Below are 20,508 nucleotides of genomic sequence, written 5' to 3'. Positions count from 1 at the left end.
GGCTGCTTTTTATTTGGAGACTGACTGAGTTCGGGTTAATGATTTTGAGTAGCCGTCTGAAGATATTTTTCATGCAATGGTGTGAGATGGGCATAGAGATGCTCCAGCTCACCATCATTCAGCACAATATCATCAGCCATAGCGCGTTTTTGTTCACGCGGCATTTGTGCGGCAATGATCTTCTGAATTTGCTCTACATTTTGTCCATCGCGCTGCGAAGCCCGTTGAATTTGCAGTTCAATAGCAGCATCAATTAATAACGTATGTTGTGTTAGTTCATGCTGATTGGTTTCAAACAATAAAGGAGAAACTAAAATCGCATAAGGACTTTGCGCTGCATGCAACTGTTGAATAATTGAAGTGCGAATAGCAGGGTGGGTGATATTTTCCAGCGTTTTTCGTGCTTCTGGAGACTGGAAAATATGTTCGCGCAAAGCACGGCGATTCAATGAACCATCCTCAAGCAAAAACCAATCGCCAAAAGCTTGCTGAATCTGCTGTAGGGCTGGTTGACCGATATCAACGACTTCACGGGCAACAATATCTGCATCTACTACAGCAATCCCTTGAGATTCAAACCATTGGCTGGCAGCAGACTTGCCACTGCCAATTCCACCAGTTAAACCGAGTACAAATTTCACTTTACTGACCTAAATAAATTTTCATGATCTGCTCACCCCATAAAAAGGCAATCCAGCCGGCAATGGCAATATAAGGACCAAAAGCAAAGGGCTGGTTTTCTTTACGGACTTTAAGCAGGATAATCCCAATAATCGCACCCACTAATGAGGACAATAATACAATTAACGGTAGAAGCATAGGGCCCATCCAAGCACCTAGGGCCGCTAACAGTTTGAAATCTCCATAGCCCATACCTTCCTTGCCGGTCACCAGCTTAAACAGATAGTACACCACCCATAAGCATAAGAAGCCAATGATATATCCCCAGATGGCAGAATTAGGGGTCGTATAAATCGCATAACTATTAATACCCAGGCCGAGTGCAGCCAGCGGTAGGGTATAGCGATCGGGTAATAACTGGGTATCGAAATCAATAAAGGTGAGGGTAATTAAGACATAGGTAAAAACCAAACCAAACAGCATCTGTATTGTAGGCCCGAATGTTGCTACCACTATTAATGCACAAACAGCTGTGAGAAGTTCGATAAATGGATAGCGAATACTGATTGGATTCTGACAGTTGCCACATTTACCGCGTAATAAGATCCAGCTAATCACTGGAATATTTTGATACCAGCGAATAGGAGTCTGACATTTCGGGCAGGTTGAAGCTGGTTTGCTTAAAGTAATTTTGCTCTCATCAATAATGGGCTGATCTGGATGCAAGAACAGCTGGCAATCTGTACGCCATTCCTGTTCCATCATTTTAGGGGTACGGTAAATGACAACGTTTAAAAAGCTACCAGTACAGAGACTAAAAAGCCCAACTGCGAGATAAAGCGCAGTTGGGTTTTGACTGAAATATAAAATAAAATCTTGCATTAAACCACGGAACCCATTTGGAAAATTGGAAGGTACATTGCGATAACAAGGCCACCAACAAGGACACCAAGAATGGCCATAATCAAGGGCTCCATCATGGAAGTTAAACCATCAACCGCATTGTCGACTTCATTTTCATAATGGGTTGCGACTTTATCCAGCATAGCATCTAGTGCGCCGGATTCTTCACCAATCGCAACCATTTGTACGGCCATAGAAGGGAATTTATCGGTGACACGCATGGCAAATTGAAGCTGTTGACCTGTCGCAACATCTTCCTTGATTTTTAATACCGCCTCCTCATAGACCACGTTATTGGTTGCACCAGCAGTCGATTCAAGCGCATCAATTAATGGCACACCGGCAGCAAAAGTGGTGGCGAGAGTGCGGCTATAACGGGCAATGATTGCTTTATAGACCAGATCACCAAAGATGGGTGCTTTGAGCGCAGCTTTATCCAGTAAATCGCGAAATTTTTTGCTACGTTTTTTTGCTTCAAGGAAAGCAGTAATCACTACGCCAATTCCAATAATTAAAAGGAACCAATATTTCTGCATCCATTCGGACATATTGACTACCATTTTAGTAAATGCAGGTAAGTCAGCACCAAATGAAGAGAATAAGTCTTGGAATACAGGGACTACTTTCACCATCAAAATAATCGTCACGATCACAGCTACTACAATAACTGTAGCTGGATATTTCATGGCTTTTTTGATCTTTTGCTTCAACAGTTCACTTTTTTCTTTATAAATCGCGACACGATCCAGCATGGTTTCCAGAGCACCAGATTGTTCGCCAGATTCGACCAAAGAGCAGAATAGATTATCGAAATATTGTGGGTATTTTCGTAAGGCTCCGGCAAAAGTATTCCCCCCTTCAACTTCGCCTTTAATTCCAAGCACAACCTCGCGCATGGATGGATTTTCTAAACCTTCTGCAACAATTTCAAAGCCTTGTACTAAAGGCACCCCCGCTTTCATCATGGTGGCGAGCTGACGGGTGAAGATAGTGATATCCAGTGTAGAAACTTTTTTCTTCATCAAACCTTCGAGAATATTTTTTTTCTTTTCTCGAATGGTTTTGATCGTAATGCCTTGTTTGCGCAAGTTCACTTTTGCCAAGGCCATATTTCGTGCCGGCAATTCCCCCTTGATCTTGGCGCCTTTGCGGTCAACCCCTTCATAACTGAAGATCGGTGTCATCTGGCCTTTTTTTACTGCTGCCATAGCTTTATCCTTATTTTATATTCAGCACGATCATTCGCTGGTTACACGATTGACTTCCTGTAAAGAAGTCACCCCCTGCATAACCTTCACTAACCCTGATCGGCGTAAATTGTTAAATCCTGCACGCGCGGAAGCTTCAGCAATTTCAATGGCATTGCCATCTTCCATAATAATTCTTGAAATTTCAGGTGTGACTTTCATGACTTCGTAAATACCGACCCGGCCCTTATACCCTTCACGGCATTCATTGCAGCCGACTGGCTCATAAATCTGAAATTCAGGGCTTTGTAAATCTGATTCGGTAAAGCCCATTTCCAGCAAACTTTGCTGAGGAATATCAGCCGGCTTTTTACATTGTGAACACAAGCGACGGGCCAGACGCTGCGCAATCACTAGATTGACCGAGGTCGCGATATTGAAAGAAGGGACGCCCATATTACGTAAACGGGTCAGAGTTTCCGGAGCACTGTTGGTGTGCAGGGTTGACATCACCATATGACCTGTTTGTGCTGCCTTGATTGCAATTTCAGCTGTTTCCAGATCACGGATCTCACCGACCATGACAATATCAGGATCCTGACGCAAGAAGGATTTTAATGCCGCTGCGAAAGTCAGGCCAACTTTATTATTCACGTTAACCTGATTAATCCCTTGCAGATTAATCTCGACTGGATCTTCCGCAGTAGAAATATTGGTATCCTCGCGGTTTAAGATGTTTAAGCCCGTATAAAGTGATACGGTTTTACCGGAACCGGTAGGACCGGTAATCAGTAACATCCCTTGCGGTTTATCTAGGGCTTCCATAAATAGTTCTTTCTGCTCAGGCTCATAACCTAAAGCATCAATTCCCAGCATGGCACTGGATGGATCTAGAATACGTAGAACCAGTTTTTCACCAAACAGAGTAGGGAGTGAATTAACACGGAAGTCGATGGCTTTGTTTTTTGAGAGCTTTAATTTAATACGGCCGTCTTGAGGAACACGTTTCTCAGAAATGTCCATCTGCGACATAACTTTTAAACGTGACGCTAAACGGTTTGCTAGCTGTAGCGGCGGTGTCGCAATCTGCCGTAAAACGCCATCGACACGATAGCGTACCCGATACATTTTTTCATAAGGTTCAAAATGTAAATCTGATGCCCCCATACGAATGGCATCAATCAGTAATTTATTAATATATTTAACAATCGGGGCTTCTTCACCTTTGTCTTTTTCGTCTTCTTCTTTATTTGGATCGGTTGTGTCGACATCGACATCCAGATCGAAATCATCATCAAAATCAAAAGTACTTTCTTCAGTAAAGTTTTGCTCAATCAGTTTTTCAAGTTTATTGTGTTCAACAATAACAGTTTCGATATTCAGTTTGGTTGCAAAGCGGATGGCATCCGTTGCTTCAATATTGGTTGGATTGCTCGTGGCAACATAAAGAACATTGGAATTCTTATAAATTGGCAAAATTCGATGTTTGGTAATTAGCTTTTCATCGATATCTTCACGCAGGATTTGTCCTGGATCATAAGCGCCAATATCAAATAAAGGCTCACCAAATTCTACTGAGATCGTTTCGGCAATGGTGGTAGGGGAAAGATTATGATGACTGACCAAATAGGCCACAATATCTGTTTTTTCTTGTTTGGCATTGGCTAAAGCAGTACGCATATCTTCAGCCGATAATACCCCTTCATCGACCAGGCGACGAATAAACCCCGTAAATTTTGGTGACCCCTTCAATGCTGTCATGCTTAAAATGCCTATCAATTCAATTTTTTTAATTTGCTATTCTAAAATTATACGTTTGTTATACAAAAATACCATAGCTGAGAATGCTGCAATCTTCCTGATATTCAGTAAAAGCTTGAACTGGTCGGAAGAACCGGGCATTTTTTTCAGTGATAACAAAAAATAACCACTTTGAATAGTCTAAACTGAGAAATAGCATGAATAAAACTATTCTTTAAATTTTACAATTCCGTGTAGAATGTGCCCAATTCAAGATATGTCAGTGAAATAGGTTATTTATGTCGGTTTCGACGATTACTCCTTGGGTGGTGGGCAACTGGAAAATGAATCCAATGCAGGCAGATGCCCAGACTTTGGTTCAGAATTTAAAAGACTTGCTTGAGTCTGCACCAGTTTCAACAGAGAAATGTCATTTGGGTGTGGCGCCGACAACCCTTGCCTTAACTCAAATTCAAACTGCATTCGCTTCTGCTAATCGTCCTGTACATACCGTAGCACAAGATGTATCACGTATTGCAGGTACAGGCGCTTATACCGGGGAAGTGAGTGCTGAATTATTGGCTGATAGCCAGATTCACTATGTATTGATTGGACACTCTGAACGTCGTGAAATTTTTGCTGAAAGTTCACAGATCTTAAATGCTAAAATCAAGAATGCCTTAAATGCCGGTTTAACCGTAATTTACTGTGTGGGCGAAAGTCTGGAACAGCGTGAAGCAGGGCAGGCGGAAGCAGTGGTCCTGCAACAGATTTGTGATGTCGCGACTGTGGTTACAGGCGAGCAGTGGAAAAATATCGTGATTGCTTATGAGCCGATCTGGGCCATTGGCACCGGTAAAACAGCTTCTCCAGAAGATGCGCAGGCCATGCATGCCCAGATCCGTCAGGGTTTGAGTCAGATTACAGGTTATGCTGCGACTATGGCGATTTTATATGGTGGTAGTGTAAAACCGGAAAATGCAGTAGAGTTAGCAGCCTGTCCTGACATTAACGGGGCATTGGTGGGTGGTGCATCACTCAATGCTGAGTCGTTCCATCAAATTGCTCAAGCATTTGCAAATACACAATAATTAGGAGTTCAGCATGCAAACTTTTGTGCTGGTAGTACATATTATCTTAGCGATTTTGATGATTGTCTTGATTTTGGTTCAGCATGGTAAAGGTGCGGATGCAGGTGCATCATTCGGTGGCGGCGGTGCGGCAACGATCTTTGGTGCCTCGGGTTCGGGTAATTTCATGACCCGTTTGACGGCAGTTTTTACCGCATTGTTCTTTGTAACCAGTATTACTTTGGCGATTCTTGCCAAGAAACAGACCACTGATGCGTACAGTTTGTCTTCAATTCAATCAGCTCCAACTGCGCCTGCGCAACCGGTTGAAACTTCACCAACTGCACCACAAACGACCGAATAATTTTAATTAAACCTTTCTTTTTTTCAGTGATGCGACTAGAATGCGTCACAGCTGCGGTGGTGGTGGAATTGGTAGACACGCTACCTTGAGGTGGTAGTGCTTTCGGGCGTGGGGGTTCAAGTCCCCCCTTCCGCACCAACTTATAATCCAGAACATAAGTTGGTGTATGCAGCTAAAAAAACTTCTGTTGTTGCGGGATGGAGCAGTCTGGTAGCTCGTCGGGCTCATAACCCGAAGGTCGTTGGTTCAAATCCAGCTCCCGCTACCAATCAATCCTTTTTTAAAGACGCAAACTTTTAAAAGGCAGCTTAAATCTGATTTAAGTTGAGAAGGATTATTTGCATGTTGTTGCGGGGTGGAGCAGTCTGGTAGCTCGTCGGGCTCATAACCCGAAGGTCGTTGGTTCAAATCCAGCCCCCGCTACCAATCCTTTAAAGATGCAAACTTTAAAGGCGGTTTAATCATAGAATGTTAAGCTGAATGTTATTTGTATGTTGATGCGGGATGGAGCAGTCTGGTAGCTCGTCGGGCTCATAACCCGAAGGTCGTTGGTTCAAATCCAGCTCCCGCTACCAATTTTTCAGTAACAGATAACAAATATGCAGAATGATGTGGTTGTGATTGAAAAGTTCGCATCTTTTGTATATAATTTTTGCATGTTGATGCGGGATGGAGCAGTCTGGTAGCTCGTCGGGCTCATAACCCGAAGGTCGTTGGTTCAAATCCAGCTCCCGCTACCAATTTTTCAGTAACAGATAACAAATATGCAGAATGATGTGGTTGTGATTGAAAAGTTCGCATCTTTTGTATATAATTTTTGTATGTTGATGCGGGATGGAGCAGTCTGGTAGCTCGTCGGGCTCATAACCCGAAGGTCGTTGGTTCAAATCCAGCTCCCGCTACCAATTTTTCAGTAACAGATAACAAATATGCAGAATGATGTGGTTGTGATTGAAAAGTTCGCATCTTTTGTATATAATTTTTGCACGTTGATGCGGGATGGAGCAGTCTGGTAGCTCGTCGGGCTCATAACCCGAAGGTCGTTGGTTCAAATCCAGCTCCCGCTACCAAGTTTCTTAAAAGAGGCTCACAACTATGGTGGGCCTTTTTGCACAGTGGGATTTGAAAAAAGTTCAAATTGTGTATTAATTGGGGCGATTTACGCCCTTTTTTATTGGCTATCGTGTAGTGTCGACAATATTTGGTCAAATCTCCATGTTTCACTACTACTATAGTTTGTATTGGTTTGTAGTGGTCAAATAGATCATAAAATCGCACCAGATGACGAGAGTAAATGAAGCTATCAAATAAAACTCAAGCACTTCAGGACTTGATTGCACCAGCAGTTGAAGCCTGTGATGTAAACCTGTGGGGGATTGAATTCCTGCCACAAGGCAAACGTTCATTACTACGGATCTATATCGACAAACCGGTCGATGAAAATGCAGCACCTGTTGTCAATGAAGATGGCGAAGAAGAGCAGGGTCGTGGTATTGGGGTTCAGGACTGTGTGCGTGTCACACAGCAAGTCGGCGCGATCTTGGATGTACATGATCCAATCTCAGGTGAATATTCGCTTGAAGTGTCTTCACCAGGTTGGGATCGTCCATTCTTCCAGCTCGAACAGATGTCAGGCTATATTGGTCATACCGTAGCACTACGTCTGATCAGTGCGGTAGATAACCGTCGTAAATTCCAGGCAAAACTGGTTGCAGTCGACCTTGAAAATGAAATGATTCAAGTTGAAGTAGAAAAGCAACAGATTTTGGATATCGACAGTCACAATATCGATAAAGCAAACTTGGTCTATCAAGATTAATTCAATTAATAAGAATCTGAACGAATAGGTGACTTATGGCACGTGAAATTCTTACCGTGGTTGAAACGGTTAGTAACGAAAAAGGTGTAAGTCGTGAAGCAATTTTTGAAGCGCTAGAACAAGCTTTGGTTGCAGCGACTAAGAAGAAATTCTACGAGGGGACTCACTCGGAAGAAGCTCGTCTTCGTGTAGAGATTGACCGTAAAACTGGGGATTACCGTACTTTCCGTCAATGGGAAGTGGTGGCTGATGAAGATCATGAAATGCCTGCTTGTCAGGATGCGATCTCTGATGTGGATCCAGCACAATGGTCGATTGGTGATATCCGTGAACTGGAAGTAGAATCAATCGATTTCGGTCGTATTGCTGCCCAGATCGCGAAACAGGTGATTGTACAGAAGATTCGCGAAGCAGAACGTGCGCTGGTTGCCGATGCGTATGAATCTAAAGTCGGTGAGCTGATCTATGGTGAAGTGAAAAAACAAACCAAAGATGGTTTTATTATTGACTTGGGTGACAACGCAGAAGCGTATCTGGCACGTGAAGAGATGATTCCGAAGGAAATCCTTCGTCCGAAACAACGCGTAAATGCGATTCTATATAGCGTTAACCGTGAAGGCCGTGGTGCACAATTATTGTTGTCACGTGCTAAACCGGAAATGCTGATTGCATTGATGAAAAAAGAAATTCCTGAAATTTCTGAAGAAATCATTGAAATTAAGGCCGCAGCTCGTCAACCGGGTGTTCGTGCTAAAATTGCAGTGAAAACCAACGACCACCGTATTGACCCGGTGGGTGCTTGTATTGGTATGCGTGGTACACGTATCCAGGCTGTACAGCAAGAGCTCAATGGCGAGCGTATTGATGTGGTGGTTTGGTCTGATGATCCTGCGCAATATATCGCAAGCGCATTAGAACCAGCAGATGTATCTAGTATTGTGATCGATGAAGATGCACGTACTGCAGACATCATTTTCGCGACTAGTGATCAGCTAGCTCGTGCAATTGGTTCACAAGGTCAAAACGTTCGTCTGGCATCTGAATTGACTGGCTACAAGCTGGATATGATGCTGGAAGAAGAATACTACGCACGTCAGCAGAGCGAAGCACAAAAATACCTGGACATGTTTGTTACACGTCTGGATATTGCTGAAGATTTGGCGATGGCGTTGGTAGAAATGGGCTTCACCTCGCTTGAAGAAATTGCTTACGTACCGCCAGAAACGTTTGATGAAATCGAACTGGATGCGGAACTGGTTGAACTACTGCAAAGCCGTGCGAAAGAAATTGCACTTGCTGATGCATTACAACAGCAAGAAAACGTACAAGCGCCAAGTGAAGAACTTGTTGCAATGGAAGGCATGACAGCAGAGATCGCGCAAGCTCTCGCAGCTCGTGGTGTGGTAACCGTAGATGACTTAGCTGACCAAGCGACTGATGATATTGAAGATATCGAAGGTCTCGGTGCTGAGAAAGCCGGTCAACTTATTATGAAAGCGCGCGAATCATGGTTTAACTAGGAGGTAGTATATGACGGACAAGTCGATTAAAGAGTTAGCACTCAGCGTGGGTCGCCATGTTGATAAGCTCCTAGAGCAGGTTCGTGAGGCAGGTTTACCACAGCGTAAAGCTGACGATATTATTACCACCGAACAACAAGATCGCTTAATGAATCATGTGAAAAAGACACAAGGTTCAGATGGCCATGCAGGACAAATCACGTTGAAACGTAAAACGACCAGTACTGCTAAAGTGGCAAGTACTTCAGGTAAGGCGAAAACGATTAATGTAGAAGTTCGCAAGAAACATACATTCGTCAAGCCAGACCCGGAACAAATTAAAGCAGAAGCTCTAGCGAAGGCTCAAGCTGAACAGCAAGCGAAAGCAGAAGCTGAACAGAAGTCAGCACCAGCTAAAAAACCTGCTGATGCAGCTAAATCAGGTACAAACAATGCAAGCAAAGCACTAGAAGCAATGCGTGCAGCTCAGAAACAAGAAACTGAGAAACAGGAAACACCTAAAGCCGCTGTTGTGGTAAAACGCAAATCAACTAATAAACCGATTCTGAAAGCAGCGGTTAAACAAGTTGAAACAGCAGAACAGAAAAAAGCGCGTGAAGCTCAAGCCGCTCAATTAAAAGCAGCTGAAGAAGCAGCACGTCGCAAGGCAGCTGAAGAAGCACAACAACGTACTCTTGAGCAAATGCGCAAGATGGCGTCGAAGTATTCTTCTGAAGATACCACTGCAACCATTCGTGTGATTGATGATTCTCCACTTGCGGCTGGTCTGGTTGGCCAGGCATATGAAGACTCATTTGCGAAAGAAGACCGCGAAATTAAACGTGGTACTAACACTTCAAATACACGTTCACCAAAGAAAGGTGGTCGTCGTGGTGAAGAGCAGTCTTTCCGTGATAACTCACATAAACGTGGTTTGAAATCTAGCCAAGCGAATAAGCATGGTTTTGAAAAACCAGTGAAAAAACAGGTTTATGACGTTGAAATCGGTGAAACGATTGTCGTGGCTGACCTGGCTGCGAAAATGGCAGTTAAGGTTCGTGAAGTCATCAAGTCACTGATGAAAATGGGTGAACTGGTTACTCAAAACCAGGCGATCGATCAGGAAATCGCGGCACTTGTGGTTGAAGAAATGGGCCATAACCCGGTACTGGTTTCTGAAACTGCAGTCGAAGATAACCTGCTTGAACAGGCTGAAGAAGCACGTGGTGCGCAAACTACTCGTGCGCCAGTTGTTACGATCATGGGGCACGTTGACCATGGTAAAACATCGCTTCTAGACCGTATCCGTCGTGCCAAAGTGGCGCAAGGCGAAGCAGGTGGTATTACCCAGCATATCGGTGCTTACCATGTAACGACTGATAAAGGCACTATTACATTCCTTGATACTCCGGGACACGCAGCGTTTACTGCAATGCGTTCACGTGGTGCCAAAGCGACTGATATCGTAGTTCTAGTTGTAGCAGCAGATGATGGCGTGATGCCACAAACTGCAGAAGCAATCGATCACGCTCGTGCGGCGGGTACGCCAATCATTGTTGCAATCAACAAGATGGATAAAGACTCTGCTGATCCAGATCGCGTATTGAATGAATTGACCACCAAAGAAATCGTACCTGAAGAATGGGGCGGTGACGTTCCTGTAGCGAAAGTATCTGCACATACTGGCGCGGGTATTGACGAACTTCTTGACCTGATTTTAATTCAGTCTGAATTGCTTGAATTGAAAGCATCTGAAGAAGGTGCGGCACAAGGTGTTGTGATTGAAGCACGTGTTGATAAAGGCCGCGGTGCAGTAACCTCTATTCTTGTACAGAACGGTACGTTGAAAGTGGGTGACCTCGTACTTGCTGGTTCGTCTTATGGCCGCGTTCGTGCCATGACTGATGAAAACGGTAAACGTATCAAGTCTGCAGGTCCTTCGATTCCAGTCGAAATTCTGGGTCTTCCAGAAGCGCCGATGGCAGGTGACGAAGTTCTTGTTGTGAATGACGAGAAGAAAGCACGTGAAGTTGCCGATGCGCGTATGGATCGTGAACGTCAAAAACGTCTTGAACGTCAATCTGCAATGCGTCTTGAAAACATCATGGCGTCTATGGGCAAAAAAGATGTACCAATCGTCAATGTAGTATTGAAAACTGATGTACGCGGTACATTGGAAGCACTTCATGTTGCATTGGCTGAGCTTTCAACGGATGAAGTAAAAGTACGTATTATCGGTTCTGGTGTTGGTGCGATTACTGAATCTGACGTAACACTTGCTGAATCTTCAGAAGCGGTTCTTCTTGGCTTTAACGTACGTGCCGACAGTACTGCACGTCAAAAAGCAGATGCAGACAGTATCGACATTCGTTACTACTCAGTGATCTATCAATTGATTGATGACGTGAAAGCAGCGATGAGCGGTAAGCTGGCTCCTGAACACCGTGAAACCATCTTGGGTGTTGCTCAAGTACGTGAAGTGTTCCATTCAAGCAAATTTGGTGCTGCAGCAGGCTGTATGGTACTTGAAGGCGTATTACACCGTAATAAACCGATTCGCGTATTACGTGATGACGTGGTGATCTTCCAGGGCGAGCTAGAATCTCTTCGTCGCTACAAAGAAGTGGTGGAAGAAGTTCGTGCCGGTATGGAATGTGGTCTTGCGGTGAAAGGCTATAAAGACATCAAACCTCTCGATAAAATCGAAGTGTATGATGTGCAATTGATTAAACGGAGTCTTTAATGGCGGGTAGTCAACGTCTGAAGCGTATGGCGGATACGGTACAACGCGAGTTGTCTGAACTGATCCGTCAGGAGCTGAAGGATCCACGTCTGGGTGGTCTGGTGACCATCTCAGCCGTGAAAGTGAGCCCAGACTTAGGATATGCAGAAGTTTATGTCACAGTAATGGGTCGTGAACTTGGTGATGAGCAAAGTGAAGCGGCAAATAAAGAAACACTCGATGTCCTGAATAAGGCATCCGGGTTCTTGCGTCATGAACTGAGCCGTCGGATCAAGACACGTATTACACCTCGTCTACGTTTCCATTACGACAAAACCAATGCATATGGTAACTATATGTTTGGTCTGATTGCTGAAGCAGTGAAGGACTTACCTCCTGCTGAAGACAAGAAAGATGAAGAATAAGCTTTTATAAAGCGCAATAAAAAAGCCACCTTAGGGTGGCTTTTTTATTGTTGAACTTTTAAGTAGAACTGGCTAACTATTACTTTGAATCCTGGTCATTCATTTTCTTTTCATAAAATGCACGACGGCGGGTTTTCTGCCAAGGCAATGGACGTTCCAGAGTTTCTGGCACTTCACCACTCATCGAGCGTAAACGTAAATGCAAGGCAGCTTGTGCCATCAGGTTGGCAGATACCGGTGCAGTAATGAAGGCAAATAGGGTAATCAGTACTTCGGCAAAACCTAAACGGCCATAGATGGCTGAAAAAATAATAGAAGCGATCAGGAAGCTTCCCAATCCTAAGGTACTGGATTTGGTCGGTGCATGCAGACGCATAAACAGGTCGGGTAGACGTATCATTCCAATACCACCCACCAGCATAAAGAACGCGCCAATCAATAAAAAAATCGAAACTAGTATTTCTAAAATCAAAGGCATTTAAAAAACTCCTAGTCGATGACATGGCCAGTGGTGAAATAGCGGGCAAGGGCAGCGGTAGAGACAAAACCCAGCATGGCCACCAGTAGGGCACCTTCAAACATGAAAGTGCTGCTCCAGTAAATTCCCAGAATCACCACCAGACAGGTTGCATTTAAAAATAGGGTGTCCAGTGCCAGCAGACGGTCGACGATTGATGGGCCCATAACCAGCCGGATCAGACACAACAACATGGAGATCGTGACAGCACCCAGACAAATCAGCAATGCATAAGGCAGAATGGTCATGCTTCAGCTCCTGATTGTGCGCTAAAAATTTTAATCAAAGGTTGTTCATAGCGCTGTTTGATGGTTTCGATTTCGGCCTCTTCATCATCCGTACTTAAGGCATGGACCAGAATATCGCCCCGGTCCTGATCAATCCCCGCAGAGACTGTACCTGGTGTGGTGGTAATAATCATTGCCAGCAAAGTATTCACTTCTTCATGTTCGGTATCCAGAGGAACACGAAACCATTTGGGATGCAGATTTTTGGTCGGTCCCAGCACCAGAATCGCGACTTTAATATTAGCGACAATGATGTCCCAAACAACGACCCAAAACAGGCGCATCGCTGGCACCCACCGGATATTCGGTGTGTAATCAATAAAAGGGGCGACCATTCTCGGAATCAAGATCGCCAGAAATATTGACATAAGGAGTGTGCCGGCTTCCATATTATGGGCCAGCATGATCCAGCTCATCGCCACAATGACCGAAACGAAAGGATGTGGGAACCAGCGTTGAAGTAATGATTCAGCCATTAAAGACCCTCCGCCGGTTTAAGTTGATTGTCGTCGTATTTGTTCTGTTCAATATACTGCTTATCAATCTGACGCTGTTTAAATTCAGAAATATGATCGCCATTTAAGGTATTTTCTGAAATGACATAAGGAATCAGGTGCGCATTTGGATCAGGCGTTTCACCACCGTATTTGGTTTCTGGTAAATAACCCGGATCAAATGGCTGTACACTGATGAACTTACCTTCAGCATCACGTTTTAATAATGCTGCTTCATAAATCGGATTGGTCTTAATCTGTGCTGCGGTCTGATAATTATATTGATAAATCGGTGCAGCAAAAACAACGTAGGCTGTCAGACTGAGCAATAATAGATAAATAACCCGGTCATTCCGTGCTGGTGCCTTGCTGGGCAAGGATTCATATTTGCTGAATTCTTCAGAATTTTCATCCTGTTCTGGTCGGCTTGAACGCCAGAACAGAATAAAACCGACCCGGGTAAAAGCCAGAATACTTAGTAAGCTGACCAGTAGAACCGTAAAGATAATCAGCATTTGATGTTCAGACTGTCCTGAAGCTTGCAGGATAAACACTTTACCGAAGAAGCCACTGAAAGGTGGCAAGCCGGCCATCATCAAGGCAATGATGAAATATACAATGGAAACCAGCTTATTCTGTTTCATCTGTGGGGCAATTTTAAAATGGTCTTTAAACTCGCCACGCTGTGAGGTAATCCAGCCACACAGGATATAAAAGGCTGCGCCAATCAGGGTACTGTGCACCATATAGTACAAGGCACCTGCCCAAGCCTGGGTGCTGTTCATGGCAATCGCAATAAGAATAGTCCCGACTGAAGACAGGATCATAAAGCCGACAAAACGACGTAGACGTTCAGTTCCAATTGCACCAAATGCGCCATACAGTGAGGTAATCACCCCAATGACCAGCAGACAGTTCATCAGGATCTGATGGCTATATTCATCATCAAATACAGTGCCATTGACCCGGATAATTGCGTAGATCCCGACTTTGGTCATGATGGTAAACAGGGCAGCCACCGGAGTAGTTGCAACAGCATACGTTTTAGGAAGCCACAGGCCTACCGGTAACATGGCAGCCTTGATCCCGAACACCACAAATAGCATCAGTCCGCCTGCAACGGCAAGCTTATGTTCGTCACCTGCCAGAGTTGGCATCAGACGAGCAACATCAGCCATATTCAGGCTGCCGACACTGCCATAAATCATCCCGAGTCCGATCAGGAACATGGCAGAAGCGAGCAGGTTAATAGCCACATAATGCACACCGAGCTGGAAGCGTGCCTTGCCTTGCCCATGCAAAAGCAGGACATAGGATGCCATTAACAAGATCTCGAAGAACACGAACAGGTTAAACAAGTCACCGGTCAGGAAGGCACCACTAAGCCCCATTAACAGAAAATGGACCATGGCGTGGAAATAGCGCCCGCGAATATCCCATTCTTTGCTGGCATACCAAACGATTGGCAAAGCGAGTGTATAGGTCAGTACCAGCATCAAGGCAGAGAGCTGGTCCAGGACCAGCACAATACCAAAAGGGGCGGCCCATTCACTTAAAGTGTAGACACTAATTTGCCCTTGGCTGCTATTGATCAGATAGCCAATCGCCATAATCAAACCCAATAGGGTCGAAATATGACTCACGCCACGACGCCAAGGCTGACGCCAGTCGGTAATCAGAGAACCAGAACCTGGGTTACCCAACAGTACTAGAATAAAGGCAGTAAAAGCCGGTAAAAGAATACTGAAAATAGGGGTGTGTTGATTCAAGAAGTTGAGAAGATCAGTCATTACGGCTCATCCTCACGTGGGTCATGTTGCGGTATCTCTTCTTTGGAATCAACGTGATCTGTTCCTGATTCATAACGGCTACGTAAGGCCAGCTGTACAATAAAGGCGGTGGTGGCAAAACCGATTACAATTGCGGTTAAAACCAAGGCCTGAGGTAAAGGATCGGTGACCTGCGTGGTTTCGGTGAGCACTGCAGGCGAATTCATCTGAATACGGCCCATGGCAAATAAAAACAGGTTCACTGCATAACCAATCATGGCCAGTCCAAGGACGACCGGAAAGGTACGTGCCCGCAGAATCAGATAGATCCCGGTGGCAGTGAGTAGGCCAATTGCTGAGGCTAATAAAAGTTCTAAACTAATCATTCTATTATCCTCTTGGTACTGGGCCAGTCATACTTGAGTGACGGGAGTCACCCAGAACGGAAATCATCAGCATGGTCGCCCCGACTACGGTGACATAGACACCGACATCAAATAGCGCGGCAGAAGCCAGATGCATATCGCCAAGTAATGGTGGATGAACATGAATATGGGCACTGGTCAGGAAAGGACGTGACCAGAACCAGGCTGCGATGCCAGTCAGGCCAGCAATAGTCAGGCCGACGCCAATCCAGATTTCATAGAGACGTCCAGATTTAGCTCCCAGCATTTTTTCTGCATGATCCTGACCAATGGCAACGTATTGAATAATCAAGGCCAATGAGGTGACCAGACCGGCAATAAAACCGCCACCCGGAAGATTATGGCCGCGCATAAAGATATACAGACTAACTACCAGTGCTACCGGTAAAATCCACGATGCGGTAATACGCAGCATCAAAGGGGAGGGGTTAAAACGGTAAGTCAGGCCTTGGGTAATGGTGGTACCATGAGCACGCATACCATCCATCAGACTCAGCACCCCAATTGCAGCAATCCCGAGTACAGTAATCTCGCCGAAGGTATCGAAACCACGGAAATCGACCAGAATTACGTTGACGACGTTTGTACCGCCACCAAGCGGAATCGATTGTTGGATAAAGAACCAAGAAATTGAATTATGGTCACGTGTCATAACCAGCCAGGCAACTGTTGCAATTCCTAGACCCCCGCAGACTGCAATCACTGCATCTCGCCAGCGTCGGGTCGGGCTAGATTCATAAGGCGTCAATTGTGGCAGGAGTGACAGGCTCATCAGTAGCAGAACAGTTGTTACTACATCGACTGTAATCTGGGTCAAAGCCAGATCGGGTGCCGAGAAACCAATGAAAACCATGGTGACGACCAGACCGACCGCACCACTGATCAGGATGGCTTTAATCCGTTCATGATGGAACCAGAGCATCATCCAGCAGGCTGAGAATAGTAATAGCCATAGAACGATGGCAAGCACTGGAGCATGGGTCAGTTCCCGGCTACCGGTATCAATCCCATTGACTACAAGAGGGTAGCCCACCAGACCAATGGTAAACAGTACAATCCATAAAATATAACTTTGCAGTTTGCCATTTTCAGTCGCACGGCGGAAACGTCTTGAATTCAGTAACAGATTTTTCAGGAACAGATCAAATAGTACACGACCTTGAAGTTTGCCGAGTTTTGGATCCAGATCAATTTCCCGGATTGCGCCACCTTTGGCCAGTGCAAAATAGAAAATCGCACCGCCGAATATCGCAATAATACTCATCACCAAAGGTAGATTAATACCGTGCCAAAGGGCGAGATGAGTGCCTTCAAAGGCAAAATTCTGGGTTGACGCTTGTGTGGTGCTATTTACAATCTTTTCGACCAGTAATCCTGGTAACAGGCCGACTGCGATACACAGGAAAGCCAGTAAAATAGCCGGTGCACGCATACCAAATGGTGGCTCATGCGCATCTTTATTTGGGACTTGCTGGCCTAATGGACCATCAAAAAACACGCCATGTACCAGACGAATCGAATAGGTGACAGCGAAAATCCCGGCCAATGTTCCTGCAATAGCTGCACCGATCATGACTGGGCCACTTAAGTTTGCGACCAGTTCGGTAAAGAACATCTCTTTGGACAAGAAACCATTAGTTAATGGAATACCAGCCATGGAGGCGGCAGTGATCATGGTCAGCGTTGCGGTAAAAGGCAGCATTTGCCAAAGACCGGACAATTTTCGCAGATCCCGGGTACCAGATTCATGGTCAATGATCCCGGCAATCATGAACAAAGCAGCTTTAAAGGTTGCATGGTTAATGATATGGAAAATTGCTGCTGCGACGGCGAGTGGTGAGCCAATACCCAGCAGACACATGATCAGGCCTAAATGGCTAATAGTTGAATAGGCCAACAGACCTTTCAGATCTTCTTTAAAGATGGCAAAGAACGCTGCCACACACAGGGTAAATAACCCGATAAAAGTAACAATATTATGGAACAGTGCCGCGCCTGCAAAAATTGGCAATAAACGTGCGACTAAAAACAGGCCCGCTTTAACCATGGTGGCAGAGTGCAGATAGGCAGACACCGGCGTCGGTGCTGCCATGGCATTTGGTAACCAGAAGTGAAACGGGAACTGCGCACTTTTGGTAAAAGCACCGAGTAAAATTAATAATAATGTCGGTACAAATAGGGCATGTGCCTGAATCTGTTCGCCCATCATCAGGATCTGGTCAATCTGATAGGTACCCGTAATCTGTCCGAGTAGAATAAAACCACCCAGCATAGATAAGCCGCCCATGCCGGTAATGGTTAGAGCCATGCGTGAGCCGCGTTGGGCCGCTTCGTAATTGCTCCAGTAACCAACCAGCAGAAAGGAAGAAATACTGGTGAGTTCCCAGAAAATCAGGAGAATCAGAAGATTATTAGACAATGAAATACCGAGCATCGCTGCCATAAACAGCATCAGCAGGAAATAGAGTTTACTTAGGGAGTTTTTAGGACTGAGATAGTAATAGGCATAGATATAAATCAGGGTACCAATTCCACTAATCAGCAGAGCAAACAGCATGCCCAAAGCATCCAGCCGGAAACTGAAGTCGATTCCAAGCTGGGGTAGCCAGGACCAGGTCTGGGTAATTACCGTTCCATTAAATACAGCAGGCGCCTGACTCAACAGTAATAAGAAACTGCTGAGGCTGACGGCAATTGCTCCTAAAGCCGTTACCCCGCGTGAAAATTGCTTCAGCCACGAGACAAGGGTTGTGCCTAATACTAACGGTAACAATATAATAATTGGCAGCACACTCGTATCCATTGTCGTGATATAGGTTAAGGTCAACCTAGGGTGAATCTTTATCTTTCAAGGATTACAGGACCGCAAAGAGCGACCCAAAACTTCTCGATCTTGAAAGCCAGAATGATATTCAAACAGAATAAAACAGTTGTATTGCGCAACTTATAAACGATAGCAAATTCCGATTTTACAACGAAAATTGCAAGTAAAACCGATCATATTACAGGATAACCACAACATCAATGTTTTTATGTAGAACTTGTAGATTATACGTAAGCTTGGTTTTGATATGGGGTGCATGCTTGAACATCTCGTACAAATTTGACCGAAAATAAAGATCAAACTCCCTGCATTTATTGATAAAAATTTATAACTTCTTGATCAGAAATGCAGAAAATCAAAACCTATTCTTGCATCCTGATTTTAGTTTTTAAATTGCATTATCGTTTCAGCGCTATTTAAGAAGATTGAGGCAGGCTTTGTGAATTATCCTGACTCAACAGTTGTAAAAGTTCTTGCTGCTGTTCTGTGCTTAGCTGTTCCTGAATCAGTTGCAAAACAGACTGAGCCGTCAGGTTGACTATTTCTGGTTCCTGAAGTGCATCTTCAACTTTTTCTATCTCTGAATGATTCTGGCTCATCTCAAGCGGCAACTCTGCATAAAAATGATCATACTGAACCTGCATTGGATTTAGATGGATGGGATGCAACTGTTTATTTTCCAGTTTTAGACACTGAAAATCCTGAGCCTGCTCCAGCAATTCCGGCCGGTTTCCAGTCACAATAATCTGCAAGTTAGGAAACGCCTGATGCAGACGCGGTAAAATGACGGCGGCCATGTCCTGATCCAGTTGATGATCAATTTCATCAATCAGTAAAATGCCAGTACCTTCCTGACAGGGAAATAAGCTGTGCGGATTAAGCAGACAAAGGCGCCGTACAACATCTCCCACCAGTGCAATCCAGTTCCGGATACTGCTCGACAACTGCTGAAAGCTAAAGGTGTGATCCTGATAACGCACCATCAATTGCAGCTTGGGCTGATAGTCCAGATAAATCTGGCTAAGTTCTGGTAGTACAATGGATAAAGCTTCACGCAAGGCAGTCAGGCTCGGTGTATGCATATGTGCTTTAGCTTTTTCAATTTGCTGGACCAGCTGATCTGCTTGTATATCATCCGATTGCTGTAGCGCCTGATCTAGAATCTGGTCAATGATCTTGGCACTTTGTGCATTTTCGATATCACTGATTTCACGAAACCATTCAAAGAAACGTGCAAAAGTCGTAAAAGGGATAGCAGTAATTTCATAGGCATGCGCAGTCTGAAAAATGGCCTGATTATTTTTGCTGAGTAAATTGATTTCATTGACGAAGCGTTCAGCCGGATAATAGGCGACCATAGGCAAGCCGAGCAAAGGGTCATGTTGTCTTGCCTTCTGATAAAGATTCACCATGGTATCGAGTTGCTGGGTTTCCGCTTTGGCAAAGCCAATTCCCTGACTATTTAAAGTTTTGTATAACTGCCAGGAACAGGATTGGGCAAGATCTGCTTCTCCCTGTGCTGATTCAGGTAATGGTCCCAAATCATCAGGAAAACGCACCTGGATATCAATTTTGGATTGCAGACGATTTTGCAGGATATCCTGATCCAGCATACTTAAACCTGCGGTACGCAAGTCACGAAAACGTGCAGAAAACCAGGTTAAAGCCTGATAACTCAAGCGCAGCAAGGTGGTTTTACCAGAACCCTGATCACCCAAAATTAAAGTCACAGGTGATTTTTGCAGATCAAAATCGAGCTGGATATTAGAAAAGTGCAGAGCATGTTTGAGTTGTATTTTTTCGATGTGCATGGATCACCTGTAGCGTGATTTTTACATCTAT

17 protein-coding genes and 7 tRNA genes are annotated in these 20,508 nt (G+C 44.7%); 13 read left to right on the top strand and 11 right to left on the bottom strand.

Annotated elements, in window-relative coordinates:
• Positions 1-35: 35 nt before the first annotated feature.
• From coaE to pilB, 4 genes are read right to left on the bottom strand one after another with little or no spacing between them, the layout of a single operon-like run.
• On the bottom strand, positions 36-641 hold the full coding sequence (gene coaE / locus RJ01_RS00930) for a dephospho-CoA kinase (RefSeq protein ID WP_034169757.1): 606 nt from the start codon (positions 639-641) through the stop codon (positions 36-38).
• A gap of 1 nt (position 642) precedes the next feature.
• Positions 643-1,503, bottom strand: a complete 861-nt coding sequence (locus RJ01_RS00925) for an A24 family peptidase (protein WP_034169756.1) — start codon at positions 1,501-1,503, stop codon at positions 643-645.
• Entirely contained in the window at positions 1,503-2,732 is a 1,230-nt protein-coding gene (locus RJ01_RS00920) for a type II secretion system F family protein (protein ID WP_004787210.1), read from the bottom strand. Before RJ01_RS00920 ends, RJ01_RS00925 begins: the two co-directional genes overlap by 1 nt.
• 30 nt (positions 2,733-2,762) lie before the next feature.
• Entirely contained in the window at positions 2,763-4,472 is a 1,710-nt protein-coding gene (gene pilB / locus RJ01_RS00915; protein WP_034169755.1) for a type IV-A pilus assembly ATPase PilB, read from the bottom strand.
• Between the two features lie 278 nt (positions 4,473-4,750).
• On the opposite strand from pilB, the gene tpiA reads away from it, so the two are divergent.
• From tpiA to RJ01_RS00850, 13 genes are all read left to right on the top strand, one after another.
• The gene (gene tpiA, locus RJ01_RS00910) at positions 4,751-5,542 is read left to right on the top strand and encodes a triose-phosphate isomerase (RefSeq protein WP_034169754.1); all 792 of its coding nucleotides are present in this window, start codon (positions 4,751-4,753) and stop codon (positions 5,540-5,542) included.
• A 13-nt stretch (positions 5,543-5,555) separates the two neighbouring features.
• On the top strand, positions 5,556-5,885 hold the full coding sequence (secG, locus tag RJ01_RS00905; RefSeq protein WP_004787204.1) for a preprotein translocase subunit SecG: 330 nt from the start codon (positions 5,556-5,558) through the stop codon (positions 5,883-5,885).
• Between the two features lie 53 nt (positions 5,886-5,938).
• Positions 5,939-6,023, top strand: a tRNA-Leu gene (locus RJ01_RS00900).
• Positions 6,024-6,076: 53 nt separating this feature from the next.
• Positions 6,077-6,153 (top strand) — tRNA-Met (locus RJ01_RS00895).
• Positions 6,154-6,234: 81 nt separating this feature from the next.
• Positions 6,235-6,311, top strand: a tRNA-Met gene (locus tag RJ01_RS00890).
• Positions 6,312-6,383: 72 nt separating this feature from the next.
• Positions 6,384-6,460, top strand: a tRNA-Met gene (locus tag RJ01_RS00885).
• Between the two features lie 88 nt (positions 6,461-6,548).
• A tRNA-Met gene (locus tag RJ01_RS00880) sits at positions 6,549-6,625 on the top strand.
• An 88-nt stretch (positions 6,626-6,713) separates the two neighbouring features.
• Positions 6,714-6,790, top strand: a tRNA-Met gene (locus RJ01_RS00875).
• An 88-nt stretch (positions 6,791-6,878) separates the two neighbouring features.
• Positions 6,879-6,955: transfer RNA gene (locus RJ01_RS00870), tRNA-Met, on the top strand.
• A gap of 224 nt (positions 6,956-7,179) precedes the next feature.
• A complete protein-coding gene (rimP, locus tag RJ01_RS00865) occupies positions 7,180-7,704 on the top strand; it encodes a ribosome maturation factor RimP (protein WP_034169753.1) in 525 nt (174 codons plus the stop codon).
• Positions 7,705-7,739: 35 nt separating this feature from the next.
• The gene (gene nusA, locus RJ01_RS00860; protein WP_004787201.1) at positions 7,740-9,224 is read left to right on the top strand and encodes a transcription termination factor NusA; all 1,485 of its coding nucleotides are present in this window, start codon (positions 7,740-7,742) and stop codon (positions 9,222-9,224) included.
• A 10-nt stretch (positions 9,225-9,234) separates the two neighbouring features.
• Complete coding sequence (gene infB / locus RJ01_RS00855; RefSeq protein WP_034169752.1) at positions 9,235-11,946, top strand: translation initiation factor IF-2; 2,712 nt, start codon at positions 9,235-9,237, stop codon at positions 11,944-11,946.
• Entirely contained in the window at positions 11,946-12,350 is a 405-nt protein-coding gene (locus RJ01_RS00850) for a ribosome-binding factor A (RefSeq protein WP_004810065.1), read from the top strand. The genes infB and RJ01_RS00850 overlap by 1 nt, the downstream gene beginning before the upstream one ends.
• A gap of 79 nt (positions 12,351-12,429) precedes the next feature.
• Here the strand turns inward: RJ01_RS00850 and RJ01_RS00845 are convergent, their stop codons facing one another.
• The 7 genes from RJ01_RS00845 to RJ01_RS00815 all read right to left on the bottom strand — a co-directional run bounded on the left by RJ01_RS00845 (position 12,430) and on the right by RJ01_RS00815 (position 20,477).
• On the bottom strand, positions 12,430-12,828 hold the full coding sequence (locus RJ01_RS00845) for a Na+/H+ antiporter subunit G (protein ID WP_005233541.1): 399 nt from the start codon (positions 12,826-12,828) through the stop codon (positions 12,430-12,432).
• Positions 12,829-12,839: 11 nt separating this feature from the next.
• Positions 12,840-13,115 (bottom strand): monovalent cation/H+ antiporter subunit F, encoded by a 276-nt coding sequence (locus RJ01_RS00840; RefSeq protein ID WP_004787192.1) that lies wholly within the window; start codon positions 13,113-13,115, stop codon positions 12,840-12,842.
• Complete coding sequence (locus RJ01_RS00835) at positions 13,112-13,630, bottom strand: Na+/H+ antiporter subunit E (protein ID WP_034169751.1); 519 nt, start codon at positions 13,628-13,630, stop codon at positions 13,112-13,114. The genes RJ01_RS00840 and RJ01_RS00835 overlap by 4 nt, the downstream gene beginning before the upstream one ends.
• The gene (locus RJ01_RS00830) at positions 13,630-15,438 is read right to left on the bottom strand and encodes a monovalent cation/H+ antiporter subunit D (protein WP_034169750.1); all 1,809 of its coding nucleotides are present in this window, start codon (positions 15,436-15,438) and stop codon (positions 13,630-13,632) included. Before RJ01_RS00830 ends, RJ01_RS00835 begins: the two co-directional genes overlap by 1 nt.
• The gene (locus tag RJ01_RS00825; RefSeq protein WP_034169749.1) at positions 15,438-15,803 is read right to left on the bottom strand and encodes a Na+/H+ antiporter subunit C; all 366 of its coding nucleotides are present in this window, start codon (positions 15,801-15,803) and stop codon (positions 15,438-15,440) included. The genes RJ01_RS00830 and RJ01_RS00825 overlap by 1 nt, the downstream gene beginning before the upstream one ends.
• 4 nt (positions 15,804-15,807) lie before the next feature.
• The gene (locus RJ01_RS00820; protein ID WP_034169748.1) at positions 15,808-18,645 is read right to left on the bottom strand and encodes a monovalent cation/H+ antiporter subunit A; all 2,838 of its coding nucleotides are present in this window, start codon (positions 18,643-18,645) and stop codon (positions 15,808-15,810) included.
• Between the two features lie 437 nt (positions 18,646-19,082).
• Positions 19,083-20,477 carry an AAA family ATPase gene (locus RJ01_RS00815; RefSeq protein ID WP_034169747.1) on the bottom strand — a complete coding sequence of 465 codons (1,395 nt, stop codon included), beginning with the start codon at positions 20,475-20,477 and terminating at the stop codon, positions 19,083-19,085.
• Positions 20,478-20,508: the final 31 nt, after the last annotated feature.

This window comes from Acinetobacter sp. YZS-X1-1 (assembly GCF_000804305.1).
Taxonomy (GTDB): Bacteria; Pseudomonadota; Gammaproteobacteria; order Pseudomonadales; family Moraxellaceae; genus Acinetobacter; species Acinetobacter variabilis.
This window is presented reverse-complemented; position numbering and strand designations above follow the sequence as displayed.

Excerpts from the sequence above, each read along its gene's own strand:
- RJ01_RS00925 (WP_034169756.1), bottom strand. The coding sequence starts at position 1,503 with ATGCAAGATTTTATTTTATATTTCAGTCAAAACCCAACTGCGCTTTAT.
- nusA (WP_004787201.1), top strand. The coding sequence starts at position 7,740 with ATGGCACGTGAAATTCTTACCGTGGTTGAAACGGTTAGTAACGAAAAA.
- RJ01_RS00845 (WP_005233541.1), bottom strand. The coding sequence starts at position 12,828 with ATGCCTTTGATTTTAGAAATACTAGTTTCGATTTTTTTATTGATTGGC.
- pilB (WP_034169755.1), bottom strand. The coding sequence starts at position 4,472 with ATGACAGCATTGAAGGGGTCACCAAAATTTACGGGGTTTATTCGTCGC.
- RJ01_RS00835 (WP_034169751.1), bottom strand. The coding sequence starts at position 13,630 with ATGGCTGAATCATTACTTCAACGCTGGTTCCCACATCCTTTCGTTTCG.
- RJ01_RS00830 (WP_034169750.1), bottom strand. The coding sequence starts at position 15,438 with ATGACTGATCTTCTCAACTTCTTGAATCAACACACCCCTATTTTCAGT.
- tpiA (WP_034169754.1), top strand. The coding sequence starts at position 4,751 with ATGTCGGTTTCGACGATTACTCCTTGGGTGGTGGGCAACTGGAAAATG.
- RJ01_RS00815 (WP_034169747.1), bottom strand. The coding sequence starts at position 20,477 with ATGCACATCGAAAAAATACAACTCAAACATGCTCTGCACTTTTCTAAT.
- infB (WP_034169752.1), top strand. The coding sequence starts at position 9,235 with ATGACGGACAAGTCGATTAAAGAGTTAGCACTCAGCGTGGGTCGCCAT.
- RJ01_RS00820 (WP_034169748.1), bottom strand. The coding sequence starts at position 18,645 with ATGGATACGAGTGTGCTGCCAATTATTATATTGTTACCGTTAGTATTA.
- RJ01_RS00920 (WP_004787210.1), bottom strand. The coding sequence starts at position 2,732 with ATGGCAGCAGTAAAAAAAGGCCAGATGACACCGATCTTCAGTTATGAA.
- RJ01_RS00840 (WP_004787192.1), bottom strand. The coding sequence starts at position 13,115 with ATGACCATTCTGCCTTATGCATTGCTGATTTGTCTGGGTGCTGTCACG.
- RJ01_RS00825 (WP_034169749.1), bottom strand. The coding sequence starts at position 15,803 with ATGATTAGTTTAGAACTTTTATTAGCCTCAGCAATTGGCCTACTCACT.
- RJ01_RS00850 (WP_004810065.1), top strand. The coding sequence starts at position 11,946 with ATGGCGGGTAGTCAACGTCTGAAGCGTATGGCGGATACGGTACAACGC.
- secG (WP_004787204.1), top strand. The coding sequence starts at position 5,556 with ATGCAAACTTTTGTGCTGGTAGTACATATTATCTTAGCGATTTTGATG.
- rimP (WP_034169753.1), top strand. The coding sequence starts at position 7,180 with ATGAAGCTATCAAATAAAACTCAAGCACTTCAGGACTTGATTGCACCA.